Annotated in this window: 20 protein-coding genes; 15 read left to right on the forward strand and 5 right to left on the reverse strand. The window is 70.0% G+C overall.

The features are described 5' to 3' along the window. Positions 1–13: 13 nt before the first annotated feature. The gene (locus AC5Y4T_RS04805) at positions 14–1,402 is read left to right on the forward strand and encodes a class II 3-deoxy-7-phosphoheptulonate synthase (protein ID WP_499915981.1); all 1,389 of its coding nucleotides are present in this window, start codon (positions 14–16) and stop codon (positions 1,400–1,402) included. Between the two features lie 28 nt (positions 1,403–1,430). On the opposite strand, the gene AC5Y4T_RS04810 is transcribed toward AC5Y4T_RS04805, so the two are convergent. After that, complete coding sequence (locus AC5Y4T_RS04810; protein ID WP_499916741.1) at positions 1,431–2,639, reverse strand: protein kinase domain-containing protein; 1,209 nt, start codon at positions 2,637–2,639, stop codon at positions 1,431–1,433. Positions 2,640–2,827: 188 nt separating this feature from the next. Here AC5Y4T_RS04810 and AC5Y4T_RS04815 point away from each other — a divergent pair, with 188 nt between their 5' ends. Continuing rightward, the gene (locus tag AC5Y4T_RS04815) at positions 2,828–3,232 is read left to right on the forward strand and encodes an Rv2175c family DNA-binding protein (protein WP_499915983.1); all 405 of its coding nucleotides are present in this window, start codon (positions 2,828–2,830) and stop codon (positions 3,230–3,232) included. Between the two features lie 10 nt (positions 3,233–3,242). Here the strand turns inward: AC5Y4T_RS04815 and AC5Y4T_RS04820 are convergent, their stop codons facing one another. Together AC5Y4T_RS04820 and idsA2 are read right to left on the reverse strand one after the other, a co-directional pair. Beyond that, positions 3,243–4,784 (reverse strand): alpha-(1->6)-mannopyranosyltransferase A, encoded by a 1,542-nt coding sequence (locus AC5Y4T_RS04820; RefSeq protein ID WP_499915985.1) that lies wholly within the window; start codon positions 4,782–4,784, stop codon positions 3,243–3,245. Positions 4,785–4,788: 4 nt separating this feature from the next. Further along, positions 4,789–5,838, reverse strand: a complete 1,050-nt coding sequence (gene idsA2 / locus AC5Y4T_RS04825) for a bifunctional (2E,6E)-farnesyl/geranyl diphosphate synthase (RefSeq protein WP_499915987.1) — start codon at positions 5,836–5,838, stop codon at positions 4,789–4,791. Positions 5,839–6,097: 259 nt separating this feature from the next. Between idsA2 and AC5Y4T_RS04830 the strand changes: the two genes are divergently transcribed. Then, positions 6,098–6,997, forward strand: a complete 900-nt coding sequence (locus AC5Y4T_RS04830) for a mycobacterial-type methylenetetrahydrofolate reductase (protein ID WP_499916743.1) — start codon at positions 6,098–6,100, stop codon at positions 6,995–6,997. On the opposite strand, the gene lppM is transcribed toward AC5Y4T_RS04830, so the two are convergent. Next, positions 6,994–7,644: a lipoprotein LppM gene (gene lppM, locus AC5Y4T_RS04835; protein ID WP_499952317.1), complete on the reverse strand. Its 651-nt coding sequence runs from the start codon at positions 7,642–7,644 to the stop codon at positions 6,994–6,996. The genes AC5Y4T_RS04830 and lppM overlap by 4 nt on opposite strands. A gap of 147 nt (positions 7,645–7,791) precedes the next feature. Continuing rightward, the gene (locus tag AC5Y4T_RS04840; protein WP_499915991.1) at positions 7,792–8,400 is read right to left on the reverse strand and encodes a GNAT family N-acetyltransferase; all 609 of its coding nucleotides are present in this window, start codon (positions 8,398–8,400) and stop codon (positions 7,792–7,794) included. 339 nt (positions 8,401–8,739) lie between these two features. Here AC5Y4T_RS04840 and AC5Y4T_RS04845 point away from each other — a divergent pair, with 339 nt between their 5' ends. The 12 genes from AC5Y4T_RS04845 to murC all read left to right on the forward strand — a co-directional run. After that, complete coding sequence (locus tag AC5Y4T_RS04845) at positions 8,740–9,141, forward strand: SCO2097 family morphological protein (RefSeq protein ID WP_499915993.1); 402 nt, start codon at positions 8,740–8,742, stop codon at positions 9,139–9,141. A gap of 401 nt (positions 9,142–9,542) precedes the next feature. After that, positions 9,543–9,974, forward strand: coding sequence for a division/cell wall cluster transcriptional repressor MraZ (gene mraZ, locus AC5Y4T_RS04850; RefSeq protein ID WP_067352892.1), 432 nt, complete (start codon positions 9,543–9,545; stop codon positions 9,972–9,974). Then, on the forward strand, positions 9,949–11,139 hold the full coding sequence (gene rsmH / locus AC5Y4T_RS04855; RefSeq protein WP_499952318.1) for a 16S rRNA (cytosine(1402)-N(4))-methyltransferase RsmH: 1,191 nt from the start codon (positions 9,949–9,951) through the stop codon (positions 11,137–11,139). The genes mraZ and rsmH overlap by 26 nt, the downstream gene beginning before the upstream one ends. Next, positions 11,136–12,413 (forward strand): cell division protein FtsL, encoded by a 1,278-nt coding sequence (gene ftsL, locus AC5Y4T_RS04860; RefSeq protein WP_499949800.1) that lies wholly within the window; start codon positions 11,136–11,138, stop codon positions 12,411–12,413. Before rsmH ends, ftsL begins: the two co-directional genes overlap by 4 nt. Then, positions 12,410–14,470, forward strand: coding sequence for a peptidoglycan D,D-transpeptidase FtsI family protein (locus tag AC5Y4T_RS04865; protein ID WP_499952319.1), 2,061 nt, complete (start codon positions 12,410–12,412; stop codon positions 14,468–14,470). The genes ftsL and AC5Y4T_RS04865 overlap by 4 nt, the downstream gene beginning before the upstream one ends. A gap of 165 nt (positions 14,471–14,635) precedes the next feature. Beyond that, entirely contained in the window at positions 14,636–16,180 is a 1,545-nt protein-coding gene (locus AC5Y4T_RS04870; RefSeq protein WP_499952320.1) for a UDP-N-acetylmuramoyl-L-alanyl-D-glutamate--2,6-diaminopimelate ligase, read from the forward strand. Continuing rightward, the gene (locus AC5Y4T_RS04875) at positions 16,177–17,793 is read left to right on the forward strand and encodes a UDP-N-acetylmuramoyl-tripeptide--D-alanyl-D-alanine ligase (protein ID WP_499952321.1); all 1,617 of its coding nucleotides are present in this window, start codon (positions 16,177–16,179) and stop codon (positions 17,791–17,793) included. The genes AC5Y4T_RS04870 and AC5Y4T_RS04875 overlap by 4 nt, the downstream gene beginning before the upstream one ends. Next, positions 17,790–18,869 carry a phospho-N-acetylmuramoyl-pentapeptide-transferase gene (gene mraY / locus AC5Y4T_RS04880; RefSeq protein WP_499916003.1) on the forward strand — a complete coding sequence of 360 codons (1,080 nt, stop codon included), beginning with the start codon at positions 17,790–17,792 and terminating at the stop codon, positions 18,867–18,869. The genes AC5Y4T_RS04875 and mraY overlap by 4 nt, the downstream gene beginning before the upstream one ends. Further along, the gene (gene murD, locus AC5Y4T_RS04885; RefSeq protein ID WP_499952322.1) at positions 18,869–20,338 is read left to right on the forward strand and encodes a UDP-N-acetylmuramoyl-L-alanine--D-glutamate ligase; all 1,470 of its coding nucleotides are present in this window, start codon (positions 18,869–18,871) and stop codon (positions 20,336–20,338) included. The genes mraY and murD overlap by 1 nt, the downstream gene beginning before the upstream one ends. 7 nt (positions 20,339–20,345) lie before the next feature. Beyond that, positions 20,346–22,019, forward strand: coding sequence for a putative lipid II flippase FtsW (ftsW, locus tag AC5Y4T_RS04890; protein WP_499952323.1), 1,674 nt, complete (start codon positions 20,346–20,348; stop codon positions 22,017–22,019). After that, on the forward strand, positions 22,016–23,254 hold the full coding sequence (murG, locus tag AC5Y4T_RS04895; RefSeq protein ID WP_499952324.1) for an undecaprenyldiphospho-muramoylpentapeptide beta-N-acetylglucosaminyltransferase: 1,239 nt from the start codon (positions 22,016–22,018) through the stop codon (positions 23,252–23,254). The genes ftsW and murG overlap by 4 nt, the downstream gene beginning before the upstream one ends. Then, on the forward strand, positions 23,251–24,554 hold a 1,304-nt coding region (gene murC, locus AC5Y4T_RS04900; protein ID WP_499952325.1), incomplete at its 3' end, for a UDP-N-acetylmuramate--L-alanine ligase. The genes murG and murC, both read left to right, overlap by 4 nt.

Consider the following 24,554-nt stretch of genomic DNA (forward strand, 5'->3'; position numbering starts at 1 on the left):
CTAAGATGGACCGATGAACTGGACCGTCGACATACCGATCGATCAGCTGCCGCCCTTGCCGCCGCTGCCGACCGATCTGCGGGCCCGGTTGGACGCCGCGCTGGCCAAACCGGCCGCCCAGCAGCCCAGCTGGCCTGCCGAGCAGGCGACGGCGATGCGCACTGTCCTGGAAAGCGTGCCGCCGGTGACGGTGCCGTCGGAGATCGTCCGGTTGCAGGAGCAGCTCGCCCAGGTTGCGCGGGGCGAGGCGTTCCTGCTGCAGGGCGGCGACTGCGCGGAGACGTTCACCGAGAACACCGAACCCCACATTCGCGCCAACGTGCGCACCCTGCTGCAGATGGCGGTGGTCCTGACCTACGGCTCGAGCATGCCGGTGGTCAAGGTGGCCCGCATCGCGGGGCAGTACGCCAAGCCGCGATCGGCCGACATCGACGCGCTGGGTCTGAAGTCTTACCGGGGCGACATGATCAACGGCTTCGCCCCGGACGCCGCCGTGCGCGAGCACGACCCGTCGCGACTCGTGCGCGCCTACGCCAACGCCAGTGCGGCGATGAACCTGGTTCGGGCGCTGACGTCCTCGGGATTGGCCTCGCTGCATTCGGTGCACGACTGGAACCGGGAATTCGTGCGGACGTCGCCGGCCGGCGCCCGGTACGAGGCGCTGGCCACCGAGATCGACCGCGGCCTGCGCTTCATGAGCGCCTGCGGGGTGGCCGACCGCAACCTGCAGACCGCCGAGATCTACGCCAGCCACGAGGCTTTGGTGCTCGACTACGAGCGATCCATGCTGCGCCTTTCCGAGAGCGACGGCGGCGAAGCGCAGCTGTACGACCTGTCGGCGCACACCGTGTGGATCGGCGAGCGCACCCGCCAGCTCGACGGAGCCCACGTCGCCTTCGCCGAGGTGATCGCCAACCCGATCGGCGTCAAGATCGGCCCGACGATCACCCCGGAACTGGCCGTCGAATACGTCGAGCGGCTCGACCCGCACAACAAGCCCGGCCGGCTGACCTTGGTGAGCCGGATGGGCAACAACAAGGTTCGCGACCTGCTGCCCCCGATCGTGGAGAAGGTCCAGGCCACCGGTCACCAGGTGATCTGGCAGTGCGACCCGATGCACGGCAACACCCACGAGTCGTCCAACGGCTACAAAACCCGCCACTTCGACCGCATCGTCGACGAGGTGCAGGGCTTCTTCGAGGTGCACCGCGCGCTGGGCACCCACCCGGGCGGTATCCACGTCGAGATCACCGGCGAGAACGTCACCGAGTGTCTTGGTGGGGCGCAAGACATTTCGGACAACGACTTGGTCGGACGTTACGAAACCGCTTGCGACCCAAGGCTGAACACCCAGCAATCGCTGGAGTTGGCCTTCCTCGTCGCCGAGATGCTGCGCGACTGACTTCCTGCAGAGGTGTTGGCCGGGCCCCCTACCCGGCCACCAGTCCGTTGAGGTTGCTCCCGATGGTCCACGCCGCAGCGGCGGCCAACCCGGTGATCGCCAGCACCAGCGCCACCCAGACCAGCACCATGCGCCGGCCGTGCTGGCGCGCCCACACGAATTCGCTGATCGGGATTCCCGCGAATTCGCCTGTGACAGGCTCGTATTCGTAGTCTTCGTCGGGCTCATCGCCGGTCTGCAGTTCCGGCTCCGACCAATCCTCGGGACCCCGCGTCATCTGGCGAGTGGGTTGACGCACCGGCTGCGGCCCGGGCTGCGGCGCAGTGGCCGGGCGCTGGGTGGCCCGGCTGCGCTGCAGCGCCGCCGACCGGTGTTGTGCGGAGTTTTGAGGCGCCGGCACGGAGAAGTCGGGCAGCGCAAGCTCTTCGGCGATCGCCTCGAGGTCGGCCCGCATCTCGACCGCGTCGGCATAGCGCTCGGCCGGGTCGCGGGCCGTCGCACGCCCCACGAACTCGTCGAACTGCGCGGGCACACCGTCGATGGCCGCGCTGGGCGCCGGCACGTCGCTGTCCAGCCGCTGGTAGGCAAGCGACAAGGCCGAATCGCCGGTGAACGGCGTGCGTCCGGTCAGCAGCTCATAGGTCATGATCCCCGCGGAGTAGACGTCGCTGCGCGGACTGGCGTCGCCGTCGCGCACCTGCTCGGGCGACAGGTAGGCCGCGGTGCCCAAAATCACGCTGCTAGAGGTGATTCCGGCCGCCGCGACGGCCCGGACCAACCCGAAGTCGGCGATCTTGACCTCGCCGTCGTCGGAGATCAGCACGTTCTCGGGCTTGACGTCGCGATGCACCAGGCCGGCCCGGTGCGCGGCGGCCAGCCCGCCGAGCACCGGACGAAGCACCGCCGCCACGGCGTACGGCGGCATGGGCCCGCGTTCGCCCAGCAACTCCCGCAGCGTGCCACCCTCGATGAGCTCCATCACCAGAAACGGGTGTCGGCCGTCCAGGCCCTGGTCGTAGACCGCCACCAGCCCGGGATCCTTGAGCCTGGCCACGGTTTGGGCCTCGCGCTGAAACCGGGTCAGGAATTGCGCGTCGCCGGCGTAGCGGGAATCCATCACCTTCACCGCGACGGGCCGGTCGAGCCGGGTGTCCAGGCCGCGATACACCGTGGACGTGCCGCCGCTGGCGATCCGGGACTGAACCCGGTAGCGGCCGTCCAGCAAAGCGCTGTCCAACGGGTCGGCCGGCCCGCCTTCGCGCGGGTGACGGTGCGGGCCCGCCCGGCCGGAGGCGGGGGTCTGACCCGCTCGCGGGGACGGGCCGGGCGGTTCAGCTTTGGCCACGGGGCCATCGTATGTGCGCCCCCGGGATTGCCCGGCAGAACACGGGCTCAAGGCCGGCATCTAGGCATACACTTGCCCGGATGAGCAGTATTCCTGCCGGCGACGATGTGCTGGAGCCCGACGAGCCGATTTACGATTTGAAGCGGGTCGCCGAATTGATGGGGGTGCCGGTCACCAAGGTGCATCAGCAACTTCGGGATGGGCACCTGGTTGCGGTCCGGCGCGACGAGGGCCTCGTGGTCCCGCAGCTGTTCTTCACCAAATCCGGTGAGGTGGTCAAGAGCCTGCCGGGTTTGTTGACGATCCTGCACGACGGCGGCTATCACGACACGGAGATCGTGCGCTGGTTGTTCACCAGGGACCCCTCGCTGACGGTCACCCGCGACGGCAGCCGGGATGCCCTCAACAACGCCCGTCCCGTCGACGCCCTGCACGCCCACCAGGCGCGAGAGGTCGTGCGCCGGGCGCAGGCGATGGCCTACTGAGCCCGATCGCTCATCCGACCGTGACGTCGGCTCCTTCGTCCTGTTGTGCGCGAGCCCGGTACAGGCTGTACCACGCGATCAGCGCGCAGGCGGTGGCCAGCGAGAAGTGCAGCCACGAGTACATGCCGTGCGAGCCATCGGGTTTGAAGATCACCATCACCCAGGTCGACAAGCCGCCGATGATCGCGACCGCCCGTCGCGACTGCGCGAGCGGGGCCACGATCGCCAGCGGCCACGAGTAGTACCAGGGCAGGGCGGCCGGCACGAACAGCACCACGATCAGCATCGACCACGCGATGCCGGTCAGCGCGGCCCGGTCGTCGCGGCGGAAGCGCCACCACAGCAGCGGCAGCGAAATAGCGATGACCGCGATGCCGACCAGCCGGGTGACCCGAAGGATCGGATAGAAGCTCACCGGGAAGAACCCGCTGCCGATCGCGTGGATCAGGTTGGCGGCCGCGGTCGGCACCGTCAGCCAGTTGATGATCTTCACCGATCCGGCCAGCGCGGTCAGCCATCCCAGACCGACGCCGGCGACTGCCGACACGATCGCGAAGACGACGGCGAAGATCAACAGCGATAACGCCGTCGCGGCGAAAAACGCTGGCATTGGCCGATATCCCCGCCGATCGCGCAGATGCCGCATCCACACCCACACCAAAAACGGCAGCGCAATGCCCGCGGTGGCTTTGACCGCGATGGCGACCGTGATGAGCGTGATGCCGGCAACGTGGCGGCCACCGAACGTCAGCGCGACACCGGCGGCCATCAAGCCCACCATCAACATCTCGTTGTGCACCCCGCCCATCAGATGGATGAGCACCAGCGGGTTGAGCACACAGATCCACAGCGCCGTCGGACCGTCGGCGCCCAGATGGCGCGCCACGCGGGGCGTCGCCCAGACCAGCAACAGCAGCCCGGGCAGCATGCACAGCCGCAGCAACGCGGTGCCCGCCACCACGTTGTTGCCCACGATGATGGTGATGATCTTCGCCACCAGGATGAACACGGGGCCATAGGGCGCGGTCGTGATCGACCAGATGGGACTGACGTTGTCCAGCAAGCTGTTCGGGTTGGCGACGGGACCGACCGCGTACGGATCCAGGCCGTCGCGCAGCAGTGCGCCCTGCGCCAGATACGAGTAGGTGTCCCGGCTGAAGACGGGCACCGACACCAGCAGCGGCGCCAGCCAGAAGCCGGTCGTGGCTTTCATGACGAACTCGCTCGCCTCGCCGCCCAGCACCCGACGGCCCAGGCTCAGCCACGCGATCAGCATCAGGCCGACGCCGGTCCATAACACGATCGACGACAGCACCAGGCCGTGGCCAAAACGCAACCAGGACATGTGCATCGACTCGAGCAGCGGATCGTGCTGCCGGGTGCTGCCGGCGCCCAATCCGCCCAGGGTGATCAGCACCGATCCCAGCAAGCCCAGCTTCGCCGGTCCGGAGTCGGCGGCGGCGACGAATGCCTTCAGCTGTGAAAACCATTCTCCCCGAGCGGGTTTGGCGGCCGGCGAATCCGCTGCAGGGGTGTCCGTGGGCGTCGTCACCGGTTCAGGCCGACCGGTTCGTGGCCAGCTTGGCCAATTCGGACAGCCCCGCTTTGGCCGCGGTGTTGATGGGCGCGGCCGCCAGGGTGGCCAGCGCCCGCTGGGTCAGCGCGGCGATTCGTTGTTCGGCCGCGGCCAGGGCGCCCACCGCCTCGATGACGTCGCGCAGCTGATCCACCTGCGCGTCGGTCAATCGGGCCCCAACCGAGGTCCGTAACAGGTTGGCCGCCAACGGGTCTGACTTCTCCGCCAGCTCCACCGCCTCGGCCAGCAGCACGGTGCGCTTGCCCGATCTCAGATCGTCCCCGGACGGTTTGCCGGTGACGGCCGGGTCGCCGAAAACCCCCAGGACGTCGTCGCGCAGCTGAAACGCCACCCCCAGGTCCGTCCCGAATTGGCTGAAGGCGTCGTGGACGTCGGGCCGGTCGGCCGCGGCGGCCGCCCCGAGCTGAAGCGGCCGAGACACCGTGTAGCAGGCCGTTTTGAAGGTGTCGACGTTCATTGCCGAGGCGATCGAGGCGGCCGCGCTGGCCTCGGCGACGATGTCGAGGTACTGCCCGCCGAGCACCTCGGTGCGGATGTTGGCCCACACCCGCCGCACCCGCTTTTGGGCCTGGGGCGTCAAGTCGACACCGAAGACGATGTCGTCGGCCCACGCCAGCGCGAGATCGCCGAGCAGGATGGCGGCCGATATGCCGAACTGCTCCGGGGAGCCCTGCCAGTGCCGGTCGCGATGGAGCTTCGCGAACTGCACGTGCGTGGTCGGCCGGCCGCGGCGGGTAGAGGAGTCGTCGATCACGTCGTCGTGCACCAGCGCGCAGGCGTGCAGCAGCTCGAGAGCGGAAAACAGCAGCAGCACTTGCTCATCGGGGGCTTCGGTGGTCACGGCGCGCCACCCCCAATAGGCGAACAAGGGCCGTAGCCGCTTGCCCCCGTTGAGCACGAAATCTTCCAGCGCGGCAATCAGACCGCTGTAATCCTCACCGATGTACGCGGTCTCGGTGCGCCGGTCATGCATGTACCGCCGCAATTGGTCGGTGATGGCCCCGGTCAACTCGACGGTTGCCGCTGCTTCTGAAGCTCCTAGGCTCAGCGCGGCACCCCTTTCTGCTCGGCTGACTGGGTGTTCCAGGCCCGACCAGTGTATTCGCCGCCCCACCGGTGTCACCCCGCACATGACCCGGGCCACCGGACCCAGTTGCTTCGCCTGCCTCACTAACCCGCCCCTATGCTGGCGGGTGCGCTGGGGCTCGCGCGGAATCCGCGCGTCCCGCAGGGCGCCCCCCGGGAGTCGTCAGATGGAGAGAAGCCGCGTGACCCTCAACACCATTGCGCTCGAGCTGGTGCCGCCGAACGCCGACGAAGGTCGGGAGCGGGCACTCGAAGAGGCGCAGAAAGTGGTGCGGAATTCCGCCGAGTCCGGCCTCGACGGCCGGATCCGGCACGTGATGATTCCGGGGATCATCGCCGAGGACGACGACCGGCCCATTCAGATGAAACCCAAGTTGGACGTGCTGGACTTCTGGTCGGTCGTCAAACCGGAACTGCCCGGCATCAAGGGCCTGTGCACGCAGGTCACCGCCTTCATGGACGAGCCGTCGCTGCGGGCGCGGCTGTCCGAGCTGACGTCTGCCGGCATGGAAGGCGTTGTCTTCGTCGGCGTTCCGCGCACCATGAACGACGGCGAGGGCTCCGGCGTGGCCCCCACGGACGCCCTGTCGATCTACCGCGAGCTGGTGACCAACCGCGGTGTCATCCTGATCCCCACCCGGGACGGCGAACAGGGCAGGTTCAACTTCAAGTGCGACCAGGGCGCCACCTACGGCATGACCCAGCTGCTGTACTCCGACGCGATCGTGGGCTTTTTGACCGAGTTCGCGAAAACGACAGACCACCGGCCGGAGATCCTGCTGTCTTTCGGCTTCGTGCCGAAGATGGAGAGCCGGGTCGGACTGATCAATTGGCTCATTCAGGACCCGGGCAATCCGGCGGTGGCGGCCGAGCAGGAGTTCGTCAAGAAGCTGGCCGCGGGCGAACCCGCGCAGAAGCGCCAGCAGATGGTCGACCTCTATAAACGCGTCATCGACGGGGTCGCCGGGCTCGGCTTCCCGCTGAGCATCCATCTCGAGGCGACCTATGGGAATTCCGGGCCGGCCTTCCAGACGTTCGCTGAGATGCTCGCCTATTGGTCACCGGCCGGGCAGTACAGCTAGCTTGGCGGCGGTTGGTCGCGCGGCGCGGTCAACCGCGGTGAGCGATCCCGGCTGACCCACGCCAACAGCCCCACCACGCCCGCGGCCGCGAACGACGCGATGCACAGCCACACCACCGCTCCGGTGAAGGACCGGGTGTTGGGGTCGGTGTAGCGGGCCTGGGCGGTCATGGTGCTCACCACGCCCGGTTTGAGCTTCCACGCCACCACCTCGGGTTCGACTCGATCGCCGTTGGTGGAGGTCACCACGCCGGGGAAGGCCACGGTAAGCTCCACGTCGGCCTCGGGGTCGGTCAGCGAGGTCAGGTCCGCCCGGCCCTCCAGGAGCACCAGGTTGCCGTTGCGACGCAGTGTCAGGTTCACCCCGGAGGCGTCGGAGTTCATGTTGGCCAGCTGCGGCAACTCCGCGAACGTCAGATCGGAGAACACCGCCTGCGAGCCGACGTAGCCGTCGCTGTCGTAGTTCGACACCGCCACCTTCTGGCTGAACGGCAGGTTGTTGCTGTCGAGTTGTGGACCGGTGTCCTTGGAGGTCTTGGGCTTGGCGGCGGCGACGATCTCGCCGGACACCAGGTCGTCGGGGGAGATGGTGAGCGAGGCCCTGACCCGCAGGCACCCGGTGGCCAGCGGCACCAGCAGCAGCAACATCGCGAAGGCCGTCAGGCGGCGCCGCCGAGCTCGAAACGCTCGGGATCCTCGGCTGCTGGACGGGGGAGAGCTGGCTCGCACCAGGTCATCGTGCCAGATCCGATGTGCCAGTTAGTGGAGTCGTCCGATGTGTGCCGAGTTGGGGTGTTACAGAGGGAGCTTGCGGCCCAGGATCGCGAACGCCCGCGGGTCGCCGGCGAAGTGGTAGCCGCGGATGACATCGGTGAAGCCCAGGCGCCGGTACAACCGCCAGGCGCGGTTGGGCTCACCATTGGTTTCCGGCGTGGAGAGCAGCACATTCTGTTCGGCGCGACCCGCCAGCAGCCGTCGGGCCAACGCCTCGCCCAGGCCGCGGCCCTGAGCGCGGGGATGGATGTGCAGCTCGGTCAACTCGAAGTAACTGTCCATCAGCCGGGAGATCTCCTGGGGCGGCGAGCCGCCGCGCTGCATGCCCAGCACGACCTGCTGCTGCCACCATTGCCCGGGCGCACCGGGGTAGCCGTAGGCCACGCCGAGCAGCGGGGCGCTGGCCAAGTCCTCCGCCGAGGGCGGTTGTGCGCCTGCGTCTTCGGCTTCCCGGGTTTCGACGACGCCGGCGCCCTGCCAGCCCCGCCGCCGGATGTGCTCGAGCCACATCGCGGCGCGCTGATTCTCGGTGCCCCGCGGGTAGCGCATCGCATCGACGTACACCGCCAGGGCATCACCCAGGCGACGCTCCATGTCGTTGGGAAGCAGATCGATGAGGAATATCGCCAACTCGCGGTGTCCTCCTCATCCGTCGTCGGGCCTAGGAAGCGGTGTCGGCATCATGTGGTCGCTGTGGCCGGTGTCTCTTTGCCCATTATCGGACCCGGCTGCGACGGCCGGGCGGGCGGTCGTGGCACCGGACCGGTGCGCCGTCCCGGTTCGGGAAGCCGGTTGTAGCGCACGGCCGTTGCGGTCTGGCCGAGCGCCGTCAGGCGGGCGGGATAGAATCGGCGGCGAACCAGTGGTATGGGGCAGATCGACCTCGTATCATTGAATTAATGCCCTCCCAACGGGCATCCGCGTGTTACACCGATAGCCACGTGCCACACCGTCGGCAAGGAGGGACGAATGCCACTCTCCGATCATGAGCAGCGGATGCTCGATCAGATCGAGAGCGCGCTCTACGCCGAGGACCCCAAATTCGCGTCAAGTGTTCGCGGTGGAGGGTTTCGTGCACCTACCGCCCGTCGGCGGCTGCAGGGCGTGGCACTGTTCGTCATCGGTTTGGCGATGCTGGTCTCCGGGGTGGCGTTCAAGGCAACGATGATCGGAAACTTCCCGATTCTCAGCGTCTTCGGGTTCATCGTCATGTTCGGCGGAGTGATCTTCGCGATCACCGGTCCACGGTTGTCCGGCAGGACCGATCATTCCGGGCCGGCGCCCACCTCACTGCGTCAGCGCCGCAACAAGGGCGGCGGTTCGTTCACCAGCCGCATGGAGGACCGGTTCCGCCGCCGCTTCGACAACTAGGCGCAGCCACGCACTCGGGGTAGCCATCGGCTGCCCCGTTTTGTTTCTCCAGTATTCGGTGGCGTCGACCCTTCCCCGCTTGACCATCAACCGTCGATGCCGTTTCGCAGCCCAATCGAGCCCTAACCGAGGCGCGTCGTGGCAGTCGTGCCCCACCGCGGCCCACTAGAGTCCCCCACGACGCCCCACTTGGCGTGTTTTGCCTGGTAAGCGCCCTTCACCCGATGCCCTCGAGCAAGCCCGTGCATGCCCTCGACACACCTCATGCGGCGCATTGACAGCGTCCTGACGTCGAATAACCCCGGAAACGCCACGACGACGCCTCAAGAATGGGGCAGAGTGGGGGATTGTGGGGTATGGTGGCTGCAGCGTTTGGGTGACCCCAAAGGGGAGGTGAGCTGGTGTTTCTCGGCACCTACACGCCCAAACTCGACGACAAGGGGCGGCTGACGCTGCCCGCCAAGTTTCGCGACGCGCTGGCAGGGGGGTTGATGGTCACCAAGAGTCAGGACCACAGCCTCGCCGTCTATCCGCGGGCGGAATTCGAGCAATTGGCCCGCCGCGCGAGCAAGGCCTCGCGGAGCAACCCCGAGGCCCGGGCGTTCCTCCGCAACCTCGCGGCAGGCACCGACGAGCAGCATCCCGACGCGCAGGGCCGGATCACGTTATCGGCCGATCACCGGCGCTACGCGAACCTTTCGAAGGACTGCGTGGTCATCGGCGCGATCGACAACCTCGAGATCTGGGATGCCCAGGCCTGGCAGGACTACCAGCAGACCCACGAAGAGAACTTCTCCGCGGCCAGCGATGAAGCACTCGGCGACATCATCTGAGGCGCATGCCCGTGCAACGTGGCCTCTGCCCGAACCGACCCTGGCGTACTTCCCCAACGCCAGGTTCGCGACTTCGGTCAGAGACCTCGATGCAGGGGCCGCCCGCCTTCCCGAGCACCCGTGCCGGCAGATCCGTGGAGGCGTTGCGGTGGCAGAGAATTCGAGTTCCGACGACCACGGGCATGTCCCCGTCCTGCTGGATCGCTGCGTCGAACTGCTCACCCCCGCGCTGACCCGTCACCGCCCCGACGGGTCTGGGGCGACGCTGCTCGACGCCACCCTCGGCGCCGGAGGGCATGCGGAACGATTCCTCACCGACCTGCCGGGGCTGCGGCTGATCGGACTCGACCGCGACCCCAGCGCGCTGGGCATCGCCCGGGCCCGGCTGGCGCGCTTTGCCGACCGGGTCACGCCGGTGCACGCGCGCTACGACGGGATCGCCACGGCGCTGGACGAATCCGGTTATGCGGCAACCGAATCGGTGGATGGAATGCTATTCGACCTCGGGGTGTCGTCCATGCAGCTGGATCGCGCGGAGCGGGGCTTCGCCTACGCCCAGGACGCGCCGCTGGACATGCGGATGGACCCCTCGTCGCCGCTGACCGCGGCCGACATCGTCAACACCTACGACGAGGCGGAGCTGGCGAACATTCTGCACCGCTACGGCGAAGAGCGGTTCGCACGTCGCATCGCCGCGCACATCGTGCGCCGGCGTTCCCGTCAGCCGTTCACGTCGACGTCGGACCTGGTGGCCCTGCTGTACGAAGCGATTCCGGCCGCCGCCCGGCGCACCGGCGGACATCCGGCCAAGCGCACCTTCCAGGCGCTGCGGGTCGCGGTCAACGACGAACTGGACACCCTGCGCCGCGCCCTCCCTGCCGCCCTGGACGCGCTGGACGTCGGCGGTCGCATCGTGGTGCTGGCCTACCAGTCGCTGGAGGACCGGATCGTCAAGCGGCTCTTCGCCCAGGCGGTCGCGTCGCGCACCCCGGTGGACCTGCCGGTCGAGCTTCCCGGCCATGAGCCGCGCTTCCGGTCTTTGACGCACGGCGCCGAACGCGCCGACGCCGCCGAGGTCGAACGCAATCCACGCAGTGCCGCAGTGCGGTTGCGGGCTCTGCACCGAACGAAGTCAGGGCAGGTTAGCGGGAAAGGCGAGGCATGAGAGCGGAACGCGAGACGTCGAAACGGCGCGGTGGCAGCGACCGTCGGGGCGCACGCGACGGTTCTGCCCGGCGCAGCACTCGTCCCGCGGCCGAATCGGGATCGGCGCGGCGCACCCGCAGCGGCCGGAGCTCGGCGCCCGCCCGCGAAACGCGCGCGCCCAAGTCCGGACCGCAGACCAGCCCGATGGCAAGGCCCGTCGACCGCCAGGCCCGCCCCAAGAGCACCAGCCAGGCCAAGGCGCGGGCAAAGGCGCGGAAAGCCAAGGCGCCCAAGGTGGTTCGTCCCCGCCTGACCGAACGGTTGGCCGCCCGGCTGGCGTCGATCGACCTGCGGCCGCGGACGTTGGCCAGCAAGGTTCCGTTCGTCGTCCTGATCATCGGTGCGCTGGGCATCGGCCTCGGGCTCACGCTGTGGCTGTCCACCGACTCCGCCGAGCGTTCCTACAAGTTGAGCCACGCCCGGGAGCGGACCCGGTTGCTGCAGCAGCAGAAGGAAGCGCTCGAGCGCGACGTGCGCGAGGCGGAGGCCGCCCCGGCGCTGGCGGAGGCGGCCCGCAAGCAGGGCATGATCCCGAGCAGGGACACCGCACACCTGGTCCAGGACCCGTCCGGGAACTGGGTGGTGGTCGGCACACCCAAGCCGGCCGACGGCGTTCCGCCGCCGCCGCTGAACAGCAAGCTTCCCGACGAAATGCCGCAACCCCCCAAGCCGGCGGCCGCGCCCCCGGAGGTCTCGACTCTGGTCGGGCCGGCCCCCGGTGGCCCCGCCCCGGCCAGGTCCGGGCCCGAAGCGCTGCTGCGCGCCCCCGACGGCGCGTCGACGGTGGGCGGGCAGCACCTGCCGCCTGTGGCGCCCCCAGTGCCCGGCGCGCCTGCCGCCCCCGGGCTGCCGGTGCCGGGTACGCTGCCCGGCATGCCAGGCGGACCGGCGACGGGTGCACTGCCCGGCCTGCCCGCTGCACCGGCGACCGGCCCGGTCACCGGACGCGCTCCCGGCGCGCTGCCGGGGTTGCCGACTCCGGGATTGCCGACTCCGGGGTTGCCCACGCCGGGCGGACCCGCGACTCCGCCAGCCCCGGCCGAGGTACCGATTCCCTTGGGCGGGCTGCCGATTCCGGCTCCGGGCCAGGTGCCCGCGCCGTTGCCCGCTGAGATCCCGGTCCCGTTGCAGCTGGGCCGTCCGGCGGCGCCGGCCCAACCGGTGGCCCCGACCGGGCCGGCTAACGGCCTGCCCGGTGCCGCGGTCGTCGCGCCGCCAGGTGGGCCCAGGTGAGCCGCGGTGACTCCCCGCGGGCACGACGGTCGCAGTCCGCACGGCCGACACGTGGTCCCCGTAAGGACGTGCAGGCCAAGGGCGTACGGCAACCGAAGCGGCGCGTGAAGCCGCAGAAAACGGACGTTCGCGAGCCGAAGCGGTTCCGGAAGGCCAAGCAAGCCAAAGCCGCCGGGGCGGCACAACGGTCCGAGGCGGCGGCCGGGCACTCGGCGCGGCAGCGCCGCACCCGCCAGATCGTGGAATTGACCAGCCGCGGCGGGTCGTTCGTCTTCCGGCATCGCGCGGGCAACGTGGTCATCCTGGTGTTGATGCTGATGGCCGCCGCCCAATTGTTCGTCCTGCAGGTGACCAACGCGTCGTCGCTGCGCGCCCAGGCCGCCGGTCAGCTCAAGGTCACCGATGTGGAAAAAGCGGTGCGCGGCAGCATCATCGACCGCCAAAAGGACCAGCTTGCCTTCACCATCGAGTCGCGGGCGCTGACGTTTCAGCCGAAACGGATCCGCAAGCAACTAGAGGAAGCCAGGGCCAAGAACTCGACCGCCCCGGATCCGCAGCAGCGGTTGCGCGATATCGCCAAAGAGGTGTCCAGCCGGCTGGGCAACAAACCGGACTCGGCGACCGTCTTGAAGAAGCTGCAAACCGACGACAACTTCGTCTATCTGGCGCGCGCCGTCGATCCCGCTGTCGCCAGCGCGATCTCGGACAAGTATCCCGAGGTCGGTTCCGAACGCCAGGATCTGCGCCAGTATCCGGGCGGATCGCTGGCGGCCAACATCGTCGGCGGCATCGACTGGGACGGTCACGGCCTGCTGGGTCTGGAAGAGGCGATGGATTCGGTGTTGTCCGGCACCGACGGCTCGGTCACCTACGACCGCGGCTCCGACGGTGTGGTCATCCCGGGCAGCTACCGCAATCGGCACCGGGCGGTCAACGGCTCGATGGTCCAGCTGACCCTGGACGACGACATCCAGTTCTACGTGCAGCAGCAGGTGCAGCAGGCCAAGAATGTGTCTGGCGCGCATAATGTTTCGGCCGTCGTGCTCGACGCCAAGACCGGTGAAGTGCTGGCCATGGCCAACGACAACACCTTTGACCCCTCCCAGGACATCGGGCGTCAGGGCGATAAGCAGCTGGGCAACCTGGCGGTGTCCTCGCCGTTCGAGCCCGGCTCGGTGAACAAGGTGATCACCGCGTCGTCGGTCATCGAGTACGGGCTGACCAATCCCGACGAGGTGTTGCAGGTTCCCGGCACCATCCAGATGGGCGGGGTGTCCATCCACGACGCGTGGGAGCACGGAGTGATGCCGTACACCACCACCGGCGTGTTCGGAAAGTCCTCCAACGTCGGCACTTTGATGCTCGCGCAGCGCGTCGGGCCGGAGCGCTTCTACGACATGGTCCGCAAGTTCGGTCTGGGGCAACGCACCAACGTCGGCCTGCCGGGTGAAAGCGCCGGACTGGTGCCCCCGATCGACCAGTGGTCGGGTAGCACCTTCTCGAACCTGCCCATCGGGCAAGGTCTTTCGATGACGCTGTTGCAGATGACCGGGATGTACCAGACGATCGCGAACGACGGCCTGCGGATACCGCCGCGGATCATCAAGGCCACCATCGCCCCCGACGGCACGCGCACCGAAGAGCCGCGCCCGGAAGGCGTGCGAGTGGTGTCGCCGCAGACGGCGCAGACCGTGCGCAACATGCTGCGTGCCGTCGTGCAAAAGGACCCGATGGGTTACCAGCAGGGCACCGGGGCCGCGGGAGCGGTGACGGGCTATCAGATGGCCGGCAAGACGGGCACCGCGCAACAGATCAACCCGGCCTGCGGCTGCTACTTCGACAACGTCTACTGGATCACGTTCGCCGGAATGGCCACCGTCGACAACCCCAGGTATGTCATCGGCATCATGATGGACAACCCGGAGCGCAACGCCGACGGCACGCCGGGCCACTCGGCGGCCCCGCTGTTCCACAACATCGCCGGCTGGCTCATGCAGCGCGAGAACGTGCCGCTGTCGCCCGATCCAGGCCCGCCGCTGACGTTGCAGGCCACCTAGCGGGTCGGCGCCGGACAGCCGCGCGGCGATCGCCGGCGCGCAGCCGCCCCGACTGCTCCGTCGGCGCGCGGATCGGCTCATGGCCGGTTGCGGCTAGGTAGGGTGTCATGGCCGATCATGAGGACGACGCGGCGTCGGAGGGAGGTGTGAGCACAAGTGGTGCCGATGCCCACTGGGTTACGCCCCAGCGCCGCCGCAGGCGTGGGGCTGCCCGCGCTCGCCGGCCAGGTCGGCGCCGTGTTGGCCGATCACCCAGGTCAGGGCGCCGCCGTGCCCGACGTGACCATCACCGGGGTGACGCTGCGCGCCCAGGACGTGCTGCCCGGCGACCTGTTCGCCGCGCTGCCCGGTCGGGCGACCCACGGGGCCCGCTATGCCGCCGACGCGGTCGAACGCGGCGCCGTCGCCGTGCTCACCGATCCCGCCGGGGTCGCAGAGATGACCGCGCCGGCCGTCCCGACGCTGGTGCACCCCGATCCCCGCGGCGTGCTCGGCGGCCTGGCGGCCACGGTGTACGGGAATCCTTCCGACCGGGTGGCCGTCATCGGCATCACCGGCACGTCGGGCAAGACCACCACCACTTATCTCGTCGAGTCCGGTCTGCGTGCCGCCGGCCGTACCGCCGGGCTGATCGGGACCATCGGGATCCGCATCGACGGCGCCGACGTCCCCAGCGCGCTGACCACTCCGGAGGCCCCCGCGCTGCAGGCCATGCTGGCCGCCATGGCCGAACGGGGTGTGGACACCGTCGTCATGGAGGTCTCCAGCCATGCGCTGGCGTTGGGCCGCGTGGACGGAACAGGTTTCGCGGCGGGCGGTTTCACCAACCTGTCCCGCGATCACCTCGACTTCCATCCGACCATGGAGGACTACTTCAACACCAAAGCCCTGCTGTTCGAACCGGATTCGCCGCTGCGGGCGCGCCGCGTCGTGGTGTGCGTCGACGACGAGGCCGGGCGGGCCATGGCGGCCCGGGCCGGCGACGCGATCACCGTCAGCGCCGAGGGGCAAGCCGCGCATTGGCGGGCCCTCGACGTGGCCCCGATGGGCGCCGGGGGACAACAGTTCACCGTGGTCGATCCCGCCGGCGCCCGGCATCGGGTCGCAGTCCCGCTACCCGGCCACTACAACGTCGCCAATTGCCTTGTGGCGCTGGCCCTTCTGGACGTGGTTGGGGTGTCGCCGGAGGAGGCGGCCGCGGGGCTGCGGCAGACCCGCGTGCCGGGGCGGATGGAACAGATCGACGCCGGCCAGGACTTTTTGGCGCTGGTGGACTACGCCCACAAGCCGGGCGCCTTGCGTGCGGTGCTGACCACGCTGAAGCGGCCGGGCCGCCGCCTGGCGGTGGTGTTCGGCGCCGGCGGCGAACGCGATCCGGGCAAACGGGCGCCGATGGGCGCCACGGCGGCCGAGCTGGCCGACCTGGTCGTCGTCACCGATGACAATCCGCGCGGTGAAGACCCGGCCTCGATCCGCCGCGAGATCCTGGCCGGTGCGAGCGAAAGTGGTTGTGCGGCAGAGGTTGTCGAGGTCGCCGACCGCCGCGACGCGATCAGGCACGCGGTCGCCTGGGCGGGTCCCGGTGACGTGGTGCTGATCGCCGGCAAGGGTCACGAGACCGGGCAAAGCGCCGGCGGACACAGCCGCCCCTTCGACGACCGGGTGGAACTGGCCGAGGCGTTGCGTGACCTCGACGGGGTGCAGCGGTGATCGACCTGACCGTCGCCCAGATCGCCGACATCGTCGGCGGCACTTTGTCCGGTATCTCGCCGCAGGATGCCGCGCAGCGGCACGTCACCGCGACGGTGGAATTCGACTCGCGCGCCGTCAAGCCGGGCGGGCTGTTCCTGGCGCTGCCGGGAGCGCGGTCCGACGGGCACGACTTCGCCGACGCGGCGGTCGCCGCCGGCGCGGTGGCCGTCCTGGCGGCGCGGCCGGTCGGGGTTCCGGCCATCGTGGTGCCCCCGCAACCGCCGGAGGCGCACCCGGATCGCGGGCCGGCCGGGGTGCTCGAGCACGACGCCGACGGGTCCGGCGCGGCGGTGCTGGGCGCGCTGGCCAGGCTGGCCCGGGTGGTCGCCGCCGAACTGGTGGCCGGGGGGCTGACGATCGTCGGCATCACCGGATCATCGGGAAAGACCTCGACCAAGGACCTGGTCGCCGCCGTCCTGGCGCCGCTCGGTGAGGTGGTGGCCCCGCCCGGGTCGTTCAACAATGAGCTGGGGCACCCGTGGACGGTGCTGCGCGCGACGGCCGACACCGACTACCTGGTCCTGGAGATGTCGGCCCGCCATCCCGGAAACATCGCCGCGCTCGCCGAAATCGCCACACCGTCCATCGGGGTGGTCCTCAACGTCGGCACCGCGCACCTCGGCGAGTTCGGCTCGCGCGAAGCCATCGCCCGGACGAAATCTGAACTGCCGCAGTCTGTTCCGGCCTCCGGGGTGGTGATCCTGAACGCCGACGATCCGGCCGTGGCGGCCATGGCGAACGTGACCGCGGCCCGGGTGGTCCGGGTCAGCCGCGACGAGCGCACCGGCGCGGGCCCCAGCGACCTGTGGGCCGGTGCGGTTTCCCTGGACGAGCTGGCCCGGCCGCGGTTCACGCTGCACCGGCGCGATGCGTCCGGGGTGACGCAGGTGCCGGTGCAACTCGGCGTCTACGGCGATCACCAGGTGGGCAACGCGCTGTGCGCGGCCGCGGTGGCGCTGGAATGCGGCGCCGACCTGCAGCAGGTTGCCGCCGCGCTCGCCGGCACTGGCCCGGTGTCGCGGCACCGCATGCAGGTCACCACCCGCGCCGACGGGGTCACCGTGATCGACGATGCCTACAACGCGAACCCCGATTCCATGCGGGCCGGGCTGCAGGCGCTGGCCTGGATCGCCCACGGCGGCGGCGAAGGCGGCGGGCAGAACCCCGCCGAAAAGCGCAGGAGCTGGGCGGTGCTCGGCGAGATGGCCGAGCTCGGTGAGGACGCCATAGTCGAGCACGATCGCATCGGCCGGCTCGCCGTGCGCTTAGATGTGTCTCGACTCGTTGTCGTGGGAAGTGGGAGGTCGATGAGCGCCATGCACCACGGAGCGGTCATGGAGGGTTCCTGGGGCGCGGGTGACCAAGGGGCCGTCAACGTCGCTGACAGCGACGCCGCCCTGGCGTTACTACGGGCCGAGGTGCAACCCGGTGACGTCGTCCTGGTCAAGGCGTCGAACTCGGCGGGGCTCGGTGCGCTGGCCGACGCCCTGGCAGCCGGTGACGATCGCGAGGGCGGCGAAGCCGGGCGAAGCGGGCCGTCACCATCAGAAGAGGGCGGGACGCGCGCATGAGGCAGATCCTCATCGCCGTCGCCGTCGCGCTGACGGTGTCGATCCTGCTGACCCCGGCGCTGATCCGGCTGTTCACCCGGCAGGGATTCGGCCACCACACTCGCGAGGACGGCCCGCCGACCCACCACGCCAAACGGGGCACGCCGTCGATGGGCGGCGTGGCCATCCTGGCCGGCATCTGGGCGGGCTACCTGGGCACGCACCTGGCCGGGATGGCCTTCGACGGGGAAGGCGTCACCGTGTCGGGCCTGTTGGTGCTGGGCCTGGCCACCGTGCTCGGCGGCGTCGGATTCCTCGACGACCTGATCAAGATCCGCAGGTCGCGCAACCTCGGCTTGAACAAGACGGCCAAGACCATCGGACAGGTCGCCGCCGCAGTCCTGTTCGGGGTGCTGGCGCTGCAGTTCCACAACAGCACCGGCCTGACACCGGCCAGCGCGGATCTGTCCTACGTGCGCGAGATCGCCACCGTCACACTGGCCCCGGGCCTGTTCGTGTTGTTCTGCGTGATCGTCGTGAGCGCCTGGTCCAACGCGGTCAACTTCACCGACGGCCTGGACGGCCTGGCCGCCGGGAGCATGGCGATGGTCACCGCCGCCTACGTGCTGATCACGTTCTGGCAGTACCGCAACGCCTGCGTGACCGCCCCCGGGCTGGGCTGCTACAACGTGCGCGATCCGCTGGACCTGGCGCTGGTCGCTGCCGCCACCGCCGGCGCCTGCATCGGCTTCCTGTGGTGGAACGCGGCGCCCGCGAAAATCTTCATGGGTGACACCGGATCCCTGGCGCTGGGCGGCATCATCGCTGGCCTCTCCGTCACCAGCCGCACCGAGATCCTCGCCGTCGTGCTGGGCTCGCTGTTCGTGGCCGAGGTCAGCTCGGTCGTGTTGCAGATCCTGACGTTTCGCACCACCGGGCGCCGGGTGTTCCGGATGGCCCCCTTTCACCATCATTTCGAATTGGCCGGCTGGGCCGAGACCACGGTCATCATCCGCTTCTGGCTGCTCACCGCGATCGCGTGCGGCCTGGGCGTCGCCCTTTTCTACGGTGAGTGGCTGGGCGCGATCGGTGCCTGATGAGCGGTCTTGAGGCCCCGCTGGAACCCCTGGCGCCCGGCGCGCCGGTGCTGGTGGCCGGCGGCGGCGTAACGGGCAAGGCGGTGCTGGCGGCGCTGAGCCGATTCGGGGCGGCACCGACGCTGTGCGACGACGACCCGGCCAGGTTGCGGGACTACGCCGACGCGGGAGCGGCGACCGCGTCCACGTCGACGGCCATCGAGCAGATCTCCCGCTACGCCCTGGTGGTCACCAGTCCCGGTTTCGCGCCGACCACGCCGCTGCTGGTCGCCGCGGCGGCGGCCGGGGTGCCGATCTGGGGTGACGTGGAGCTGGCCTGGCGGCTCGACGCCGCGGGCCAGTACGGACCGCCGCGGCGCTGGCTGGTGGTGACCGGAACGAACGGCAAGACGACCACCACGTCGATGCTGCACGCCATGCTGATCGCCGGCGGCCGGCGCAGCTTGCTGTGCGGCAACATCGGCGACCCGGTGCTCGACGTCCTGGACCAACCCGCCGAGCTGCTGGCCGTCGAGCTATCCAGCTTCCAATTGCATTGGGCGCCTTCGCTGAAGCCCGAGGCCGGTGTGGTGCTCAACATCGCCGAAGACCACCTGGACTGGCACGGCGGCATGGCCGCCTACGCCGCGGCGAAGGCGCGGGTGCTCGACGGCCGGGTGGCGGTGGTGGGCCTGGACGATGCCCGGGCGGCGGCGCTGCTGGACACCGCCCGGGCGCCGGTGCGGGTCGGCTTCCGGCTGGGCGAACCGGCGGCGGGGGAGCTCGGCGTGCGCGACGGCCACCTGGTTGACCGCGCCTTCGCCGACGACCTGGCCCTGCTGCCGGTCGAGTCCATCCCGGTTCCGGGCCCGGTCGGGGTGCTCGACGCGCTGGCCGCCGCGGCGCTGGCGCGCTGCGTCGGCGTGCCGCCCGAGGCGATTGCGGACGCGATCGCCTCCTTCCGGGTGGGCCGGCACCGGGCCGAAGTCGTGGCCGCCGCGGACGGCATCACCTACGTCGACGACTCCAAGGCCACCAACCCTCATGCCGCCGAGGCGTCCGTGCTGGCCTACCCCCGGGTCGTCTGGATCGCCGGCGGCCTGCTCAAGGGCGCATCGGTCGACGCCGAGGTCGCCAGGATGGCGTCCCGGCTGGTCGGGGCGGTGCTGATCGGCCGAGATCGGCGCGAGGTTGCCGAGGCGTTATCGCGACACGCGCCGGATGTCCCCGTCCTGCAGGTTGTGACAGGCGAGGATGCTGGTATGGATGCGACTGCTGTGGTTCTTGGGGCAGATGTGACAGAAGTGCAACTATCAGGCGGCGATCGGGCCTCAGCGGTGATGAACGCGGCAGTGGCCGCGGCGCGCACCCTGGCGAAGCCCGGCGACACCGTCCTGCTCGCACCGGCGGGCGCGTCGTTCGACCAATTCTCGGGTTACGCCCACCGTGGCGACGCATTCGCGGCCGCCGTGCACGCGGCGCTCCGGTAGGACGGGCGTGGGCAACGCACTGACCCGGCTACGGCGCCGGGGTAAAAACACCACCGGCACGGCCGCGCTCGAGCCAGCCGACGACGACGCCACGGACGGCGCCACGGAAGCCAAGGCCGAGACGAAGGCCGACAAGCCGCAGAAGGCCGAGCAGAAGCCCGACAAGGCCGCGGCCAAGGAGGGCGGCTCGCACAGCCGGTTCGGCGCCTGGTTGGGCCGGCCCATGACGTCGTTTCACCTGATCATCGCGGTGGCAGCGTTGCTGACGACGCTGGGGCTGATCATGGTGCTGTCGGCGTCGGGCGTGCGGTCCTACGACGCCGACGGGTCCGCCTGGGTGATTTTCGGCAAGCAGGTGCTGTGGACCGTGATCGGCCTCATCGCCTGCTACGCCTCGTTGCGGATGTCGGTGCGGTTCATCCGCCGGGTCGCGTTCACCGGATACGTCGTCACGGTCATCCTGCTGGTGCTGGTGCTCGTTCCCGGAATCGGCAACCTGGCCAACGGATCCCGTAAGTGGTTCGTGGTCGCGGGCTTTTCGATGCAGCCATCCGAGCTGGCCAAGATCGCCTTCGCGATCTGGGGTGCCCACATGCTGGCCGCCCGTCGCCTGGATCGGGCCAGCCTGCGCGAACTGCTGATCCCGCTGGTGCCGGCCGCCGTGATCGCGCTGGCCCTGATCGTGGCGCAGCCCGACCTCGGGCAGACGGTGTCGCTGGGCATCATCCTGCTGGCCCTGCTGTGGTACGCGGGCCTGCCGCTGCGCGTCTTCGTCACCTCGCTGATGGCCGTTTTCGTGGCCGGCGCGGTGCTGGCCATGTCGGCCGGGTACCGGTCGGAACGGGTGCGGTCCTGGATCAACCCCGAGAACGATCCGCAGGACACCGGCTACCAGGCCCGACAGGCCAAATTCGCGCTGGCGCACGGCGGCATCTTCGGCGATGGCCTGGGTCAGGGCGTGGCCAAATGGAACTACCTGCCCAACGCCCACAACGACTTCATCTTCGCGATCATCGGCGAGGAGCTCGGTTTCATCGGCGCGTTCGCGCTGCTGGTGCTGTTCGGGCTGTTCGCGTACACGGGAATGCGGATCGCCCGTCGCTCGGCCGACCCGTTCCTGCGACTGCTGACCGCCACCACGACCATGTGGGTGCTGGGCCAGGCGTTCATCAACATCGGCTACGTGATCGGCATCCTCCCGGTCACCGGTATTCAGCTGCCGCTCATCTCCGCGGGTGGAACCTCCACCGCCGCAACGCTTTTCATGATCGGCATCATGGCCAACGCGGCGCGTCACGAACCCGAGGCGGTGGCCGCGCTGCGCGCCGGGCGCGACGACAAGATGACCCGGATACTGCGGCTGCCGCTGCCCGAGCCCTACTCGCCGACGCGCCTGGAGTCGGTCCGCGATCGCAAGCGCGCTCGCCCGAAGTCGGCCGAGCCGTCGCGCAAGGCCGCGGGCGCGCCCGGGCGCAAAGCTCCACGCAAGGCCTCCCGCACGGCCGACGAGCCGCTGCGACCGGCGACATCGCGGACGGCCGGCCGGCCGGCCCGACAGACTGGGGGTAACTCTCGATCACGGGCGAGGCATCATGGATCTGGCCAACGCCGCGTCAGTCAGGCGGCCGGCCAGCGTCAGCCACGACGCGCTCGCGCACTGGAAGGTCAGCGTTACGGGTGAACGACACGGTCAACAGGCCGACCGGCGGGCTGGGGGGAAACCCTTTGCCCGCCGGTGCCGCGTTGTCCTCTTTTAGGCCCCTCAAGCCACTGTCGGTCGTGCTCGCCGGTGGTGGAACCGCCGGCCATGTCGAGCCGGCGATGGCCGTCGCCGATGCGCTGAGCGCCCTCGACCCGCAGGTCAGGATCACCGCGTTGGGCACCGCCCGGGGTCTGGAGACCCGGCTGGTGCCCGAGCGCGGCTATGCCCTCGAGCTGATCACGCCGGTGCCGCTGCCGCGCAAACCCAGCGGCGACCTGGCCCGGCTGCCCTCGCGGGTGTGGCGGGCCGTCCGCGAAACCCGTGCCGTGCTGCGGGCGGTCGACGCCGACGTGGTGATCGGCTTCGGTGGGTACGTGGCGCTGCCGGCCTATCTCGCCGCGCGGGGAGTCTCGTCGCGCAAGCCGCGGGTGCCGGTGGTGATCCACGAGGCCAACGCCAGCGCCGGGCTGGCCAACCGGGTCGGCGCCCGCACCGCCGCGCGGGTGCTGTCCGCGGTGGCCGATTGCGGGTTGCCGCATGCCGAGGTGGTCGGGGTGCCGGTGCGCGAGGCCATCACCGCACTGGACCGCGCGGCGCTGCGCGACGAGGCGCGCCGCCACTTCGGTTTCGCCGACGACGCCCGGGTGTTGCTGGTGTTCGGTGGCTCGCAGGGCGCGGTCTCGCTGAACCGGGCGGTCTCCGGAGCGGCCGCCGAGCTCGCCGCCGCCGGCGTGGCCGTCTTGCACGCGCACGGCCCCAAGAACACGCTCGACCTGCGCGAGCCCCAGCCGGGCGACCCGCCGTACGTGGCGGTTCCCTACCTCGACCGGATGGACCTCGCCTATTCGGCCGCCGACCTGGTGATCTGCCGGTCCGGTGCGATGACGGTCGCCGAGGTCTCGGCGGTGGGACTGCCGGCCATCTACGTGCCGCTGCCGATCGGCAACGGCGAGCAGCGGCTCAACGCCCTGCCGGTGGTCAACGCGGGCGGCGGCATGATCGTCGCCGACGCCGACCTGACGCCCGAGCTGGTGGCCCGCGAGGTGGCGGGGCTGGTTGGCGACCCGCCGCGGTTGGCGGCCATGACGGCCGCCGCCGCGCGAGTGGGGCATCCCGACGCGGCGCGCCGGGTCGCCCAGGCGGCACTCGACATCGCCCGCGAGGCCCAGCTGGGCCGCTCGAGCGGCCGCTCGCCTACCGGGGGGACCCCGTGAGCACCGACCAGCTGCCGCCCGAGCTGCAGCGGGTGCACATGGTCGGCATCGGGGGAGCCGGCATGTCGGGCATCGCCCGCATCCTGCTCGACCGTGGCGGCCTGGTGTCCGGCTCGGATGCCAAGGAGTCGCGCGGCATTCACGCGCTACGCGCCCGGGGCGCGCTGATCAACATCGGGCACGACGCGGCCTCGCTCGACCTGTTGCCCGGTGGCGCCACCGCGGTCATCACGACGCACGCCGCCATCCCGAAGACCAACCCCGAGCTGGTCGAGGCCCGCCGGCGCGGCATCCCGGTGATCCTGCGGCCCGCCGTGCTGGCCAAGCTGATGAACGGGCGCACCACGCTGATGGTCACCGGCACCCATGGCAAGACGACGACGACCTCGATGCTGATCGTGGCGCTGCAGCACTGCGGGCGCGACCCGTCCTTCGCCGTCGGGGGCGAGATGGGGGAGGCCGGCACCAACGCCCACCACGGCAGCGGCGGTTGCTTCGTGGCAGAGGCCGACGAGAGCGATGGCTCGCTGCTGGAGTACACGCCGAACGTCGCCGTGGTCACCAACATCGAGACCGATCACCTGGACTTCTACGGCAGCGCCGACGCCTATGTCGCGGTGTTCGACGCCTTCGTGGAGCGGCTGGCGCCCGGCGGGGCGCTGGTGGTGTGCGTCGACGACCCCGGGGCGGCCGAGCTGGCACGGCGCACGGCCGAGCTGGGGATCCGGGTGCTGCGATACGGATCCGCGGGCTCCGGCGACGATGAACTGGCCGCGACGTTGATGTCGTGGCAGCAGCAGGGCACCGAAGCCGTCGCGCAGATCCGGCTGGCCCCGGAGCTGGACCCGGAGCAGCACCCGCGGGTGATGCGGTTGTCGGTGCCCGGCCGCCACATGGCGCTCAACGCGATGGGCGCGCTGCTGGCGGCGCTCGAGATCGGCGCCCCGATCGACGCCGTGCTGGACGGCCTGGCCGGCTTCGAGGGCGTGCGCCGCCGATTCGAACTGGTCGGTAGCGCGGCCTCGGTGCGGGTGTTCGACGACTACGCCCACCACCCCACGGAGATCGTCGCCACGCTGGCGGCGGTCCGCACCCTGCTCGAGCAGAGTGGCGACGGCCGCAGCATCGCCGTGTTCCAGCCCCATTTGTATTCGCGGACAAAGGCTTTCGCCGAGGAGTTCGGGCGAGCCCTGGACGCGGCGGACGAGGTCTTCGTGCTCGACGTGTACGGCGCCCGCGAACAGCCGCTGACCGGCGTCAGCGGGGCCAGCGTCGCCGAGCACGTCAGCGCGCCGGTGCG

The organism is Mycobacterium sp. NGS11 (genome assembly GCF_059813315.1).